4 protein-coding genes are annotated in these 4,863 nt (G+C 58.4%); all 4 read right to left on the reverse strand.

Annotation, left to right across the window (positions count from 1 at the left end; translation table 11 throughout):
- A partial coding sequence (locus tag VGL70_22135) for a dihydrodipicolinate synthase family protein (protein HEY3306230.1) occupies positions 1-920 on the reverse strand: 920 nt, incomplete at its 3' end.
- Between the two features lie 61 nt (positions 921-981).
- Positions 982-1,482 carry a signal peptidase II gene (gene lspA, locus VGL70_22140; GenBank protein ID HEY3306231.1) on the reverse strand — a complete coding sequence of 167 codons (501 nt, stop codon included), beginning with the start codon at positions 1,480-1,482 and terminating at the stop codon, positions 982-984.
- On the reverse strand, positions 1,479-4,349 hold the full coding sequence (gene ileS, locus VGL70_22145) for an isoleucine--tRNA ligase (GenBank protein ID HEY3306232.1): 2,871 nt from the start codon (positions 4,347-4,349) through the stop codon (positions 1,479-1,481). The genes lspA and ileS overlap by 4 nt, the downstream gene beginning before the upstream one ends.
- 44 nt (positions 4,350-4,393) lie before the next feature.
- The gene (locus VGL70_22150) at positions 4,394-4,774 is read right to left on the reverse strand and encodes a hypothetical protein (protein HEY3306233.1); all 381 of its coding nucleotides are present in this window, start codon (positions 4,772-4,774) and stop codon (positions 4,394-4,396) included.
- Positions 4,775-4,863 lie beyond the last annotated feature (89 nt).

A 4,863-nucleotide genomic window follows, 5' to 3' on the forward strand; every position in this document is an offset into this window, starting at 1 on the left:
AGATTCTTCCAGCTCGCGGCCATTTTTTTGGCGTCCTCCATCACATCCGCCGGAACGTTGCGGAACGGAGGGCGGAGTGGTCCGGGAGCGCAATAGCCCGCTTCATTCATGGCAAGTTTGGCAGAATTTTCCCTCCAATGAAGGTCACCGCCGCTGCGTGTTCTACCGGCTGCCTCCATGTCCAGGCAGATTTGCTTCGCGGTTTCCCAATCGCCGGCCCGGCAGGCGTCGCGGAGGTGCAGCACCGGCCATGGCCCGAGCCAGGCGTTGATCGACCAGCAGCCGGCCGCGCCCATCATGGCGAACGGATAGCTCTGCGTCTGGTTACACAGTACGCTGATTTTCCCCTTCACGATGTTCATGAGCTGGATGAATTGCAGCGGCGTGCGATGGCTGTCTTTCATCGCGACGATGTTGGAGCGCGTGACCAATTTTTCGAACGCGGCGACTGGAAGTGTCACGTGATGCAGCGGCGGATTGTGATAAATCACGATGCCGAGGTTGGGAAAGGCCTCGGCGATGTCGAGGTAAAATTGCACCGCGTTGTCCACAGTCGAGGGAAAGTAGAACGGCACGCCGCAGAGCACGCCGTCGGCGCCGGCCGCGGCGGCGAATTTCATTTTCTGCAGTGTCTCCCGCGTATTCAAGCTGGTGCAGCCGATGATCACGGGCACGCGCTTCCGCGCGGCGGCGATCGTCGCCTCGGCGAGCTTTTTCTGTTCTTCCCAGAGAAGCGTGTGGCATTCGCCGAAGCTGCCCATCGTCGCGATTACGTCCACGCCGTCGCGAATGATCGCGTCCACCGCACGTTCGAGTTCCGGCGTATTCACCGTATCGGTCGCGGTCGTAGACGCGCCGTCCGGTGTCGTGAACGCCGGCATCATCGTCATCACGCCCTTCATGTCCTGTGCTCGCAGCATAAGTTATCCCTCCTTGTTCATGTAGGGGCGGGTTTTAAACCCGCCCCTACTATCTATCAATTCACGGCCGCGGCGCAAACGGGTCGGCGTCTTTGGTCGTGGCGAGACGAAAAAGCATGACCAAGACTCCAATCGTGATGAAACTGTCGGCGACGTTGAACGCCGGCCAGTGATAGCCGGACCAGTAAAAATCGAGGAAGTCGATCACCTCGCCGTAAATCAGCCGGTCGATCAGATTCCCCGCGGCGCCGCCGAGAATGAAGGCGAGCGCGATGGTAAGCGTTTTTTCGTTCTCCGAAAGACGCCGCAGCATGACGAGGATAAAGCCGATGGCCGCAAGAGAAAATGCGATGAGAAAGGTGAGGCGGAAAAATTCATGGCTGTCGGCCAATATGCCGAAGGCGGCGCCGGTGTTCCGGATGTAGGTGAGGCTAAAGAGATTCTTGATCACCGGAATGGAATGATGCAGAGGCATCGTCCGATCGACGATAATCTTGGTTGCTTGATCGAGCAGAACGATAGCGATCAACACCTTGACAACCAACTTGGTTTTAGAGCTCAAGTCGCCGCTCCCATCAACACGCGGGCGCAACGGGCGCAGACCGTCGGGTGGTCGGGGTTCTTTCCGACGTCTTCGGAATATTTCCAGCAGCGCTCGCACTTTCGTCCACTGGCTTTGGCAACCTCGATGCTGCAGTCGAGAAGTTGGCTTTTATAGAGCAACCTGCCGTCGATGGTCTGGATATCGCCGGCGCGTTGCATTGCGGTCGAAACAGAACCGTCCGGGCCCTCGCGCAGCGCATCGACCTGGGAGACGATCAGAATATCGGCGGCTCGTTGCCGATCGTGTTGAAGCAGCTCCGCGAGAGCGGGAAAAGGGGCGCCGTTCGCCACATGAAAAGTAACCTTGGCATCGAGAGAATGGCCGATGATGCTCCTGCTCCTCGCTTCTTCGAGCGCCTTCAACACTTCGCTTCGCTCTTTGAAAATCTGCTCCCAGCGCTGGCCGAGCGCTTCGTCCAAAAGCCGTTTTTCCGGCGTCGGCATGCGCGACATGAAAACGGTTTCGGCCGATCCCCTGCGCTTCGGCATGTGCTCCCAAATCTCCGCCGCAGTGAAAGAAAGAACCGGGGCCATGAGATGGACCAGAGAATCCAGGATCCGATAGAGCGTTGTTTGCGCCGACCTTCTTTCGGTTGACGCCGCCGCCTCGCAGTAGAGACGGTCCTTGACGATATCCAGGTATAGCGCGGAGAGATCGACGCTGCAGAAGTTGTTGAGTGCGTGATAGACGGCGTGAAACTCGAAATCCTCGTAGGCCGCTAAACACCGGGTCAGGAGCGTCTGCATGCGGTGAAGAGTCCAGCGGTCCAACTCGTCGAGCTTTTCCGGATCGGGCGCATCTTTATCGGGATCGAAGTCGTAGAGATTGCCGATGAGGAACCGGGCGGTGTTGCGCAGCTTGCGATAGGCCTCCACCAAGCGGTTCAGTATCTCGTCGGAGATCCTGACGTCTTCCCGATAATCTTCCGCCGCTACCCATAACCGGATGATCTCGGCGCCGTGCTTTTTCATGATTTCCTGCGGCGCGACGACGTTGCCGAGCGACTTGGACATCTTCCGGCCCTTGCCGTCGAGCGTAAAGCCGTGCGTGAGCACGCTCGCGTACGGCGCCCGCCTGCGGGTCGCGACCGAGGTCAGGAGCGCAGTGTGAAACCAGCCGCGGTGCTGATCGCTGCCTTCAAGGTACAAATCGGCCCGCCCGCCCAGGCGAGGATCGGTTTCAACAACGGCGGCATGGCTGACGCCGGAGTCGAACCAAACGTCGAGAATGTCTTCTTCCTTGGAGAAATCGCCGCCGCCGCATCCGGCGCAGTGAAGCCCTGGCGGGGCCAGCTCCGCCGCTGAACGGATGAACCATGCGTCCGAGCCTTCCTTCTCGAAGATTGAAGCGACGTGGTCGCAGATCTCCCGGCTCACGATCGCCTGGCGACACTTATTGCAGTAGAAAACCGGAATCGGCACGCCCCATACGCGCTGCCGCGAGATGCACCAGTCGGGCCTGCTCTCCAACATGCCGCGGATACGGTCGCGGCCCCAGGGCGGAATCCATTCGACCTGATCGATCGCTTCCAGGGCGCGGCGGCGGAGATCGTTCTTCTCCATCGAGACGAACCACTGCTCGGTGGCGCGAAAGATCACCGGCTTTTTGCAGCGCCAGCAGTGCGGATAGCTGTGCGTGAGCTTCTCTTCTTTGAGCAGCGCGCGAGTCTCCGTCAACTTTTGCAGAATCCTCGCATCGGCTTTAAACACTGACTCGCCCGCGAGATCTCCTGCCTCGGCGGTGAATCTTCCCTCGGCATCCACCGGCGCGAGAACTTCGAGCCCATAGCGTTGGCCGACTTCGTAGTCCTCGTATCCGTGGCCCGGCGCGATGTGCACCGCGCCGGTGCCCTGATCGTGCGTGACAAATTCTCCCAGGATCACTTTGACGTCGCGGTCGAGCCACGGGTGGCGGCAGACGATCCCTTCCAGCTCGGCGCCGCGCCATGCGCCGGGAGTGACCTCGAACTCGCCCGGCTTGAACCCCCCCGCCTTCATGACGCTCTCAATCAGCTCCTGATCGAGAATCAATTCGCCCGCCGGAGTTTTAACATGGCGGTACATGAAATCTGGATGGACGGCGATCGCCTGGTTCGCCGGCAAGGTCCAGGGGGTCGTGGTCCAGATGACGAAAAAAGTCCCGGACGGATCGGGAGAAAATTTTCCTTGAGGATTTTTCACCGCGAACTTCACGTAGATCGACGCCGAAGTGTGCTCTTCGTACTCGACCTCGGCTTCGGCCAGCGCCGTGACGCAGGACGCGCACCAGTAGACCGGCTTTTTCTGCCGGTAGAGCGCGCCCGCGGCGATGAACTTTCCCAGCTCGCGGATCTCGACCGCCTCATATTGAGGGTCCAAAGTTCGATAAGGATTTTCCCAGTCGCCCAAAACTCCGAGCCGTTTGAATTCATCGCGCTGGATCGAGATGTATTTCTCCGCGTATTCCCTGCACAGGCGGCGCACCTCGGCCTTGCTCAGCGCGGCTTTCTTCTGCCGGCCGATATTTTTTTCCACCTGGAGCTCGATCGGCAGCCCGTGGCAATCCCAGCCCGGCACATAAGGCGCGAAATGCCCCGTCATGCTCTTCGACTTGATGATGACGTCTTTCAAGATTTTATTGAGCGCGTGGCCGATGTGGATGTTGCCGTTGGCGTACGGCGGCCCGTCGTGGAGAATATATTTTTTCTTCCCGCCGTTGGCCTCGAGTATTTTGAAATAGATTTTCTCTCGCTCCCATTTTTTCACCTGCTTGGGCTCGTTCTGCGGCAGGTTGGCGCGCATGGGAAAGCCGGTTTTCGGCAAGTTCAGAGTGTCTTTGTAATCCATGATCAACGATAGAGCGCGGAAATTAACGGGGCCGGGACGAGGGATTATTTGTGGTGGTTGTTCAGCCCCCGCACCATGCGAAAAGCGAAGTTGTCGGCCTTGCTTTCGGCATCCGCCCAGAAGATGTAATGGCCGATTTCATGATAAACTGTGTTGATCCACTTGCGCTCGGACTTGTATTTTCTTCCCCGCTTCCAGTTTTCCGGATGGACCAAAAAGATCTGGCCGTTCTCGTAAGTCTTGCCGGCGGTCTTGCCCCAGTCGATGTATTCATACCATTCGACCCTGGGGAGCTTCAGATGGTAATAACGGCACAGCACGGAGACGGCCTTTTTGAAGTCCGACGGCCGGTATTCGCGAAAATAGCTGGTTAGATATCGGTCCACCAAACGACGCTGCTTTAGCGGCGGTAGTATCATCCGCATTGCGACTATCCTCATCCATTGGAACGCCATTTTTTTAGCATAAAAAGTCCACAAAAACAGCCGCCCGGCCGGGGAAGTCGGCCGTCAAC

It is taken from the genome of Candidatus Binatia bacterium, from assembly GCA_036504975.1.
GTDB lineage: Bacteria > Desulfobacterota > Binatia > UBA9968 > UBA9968 > JAJPJQ01.

Coding starts and splice junctions, on each gene's coding strand:
- ileS (HEY3306232.1), bottom strand. CDS start 4,349: ATGGATTACAAAGACACTCTGAACTTGCCGAAAACCGGCTTTCCCATG.
- VGL70_22150 (HEY3306233.1), bottom strand. CDS start 4,774: ATGCGGATGATACTACCGCCGCTAAAGCAGCGTCGTTTGGTGGACCGA.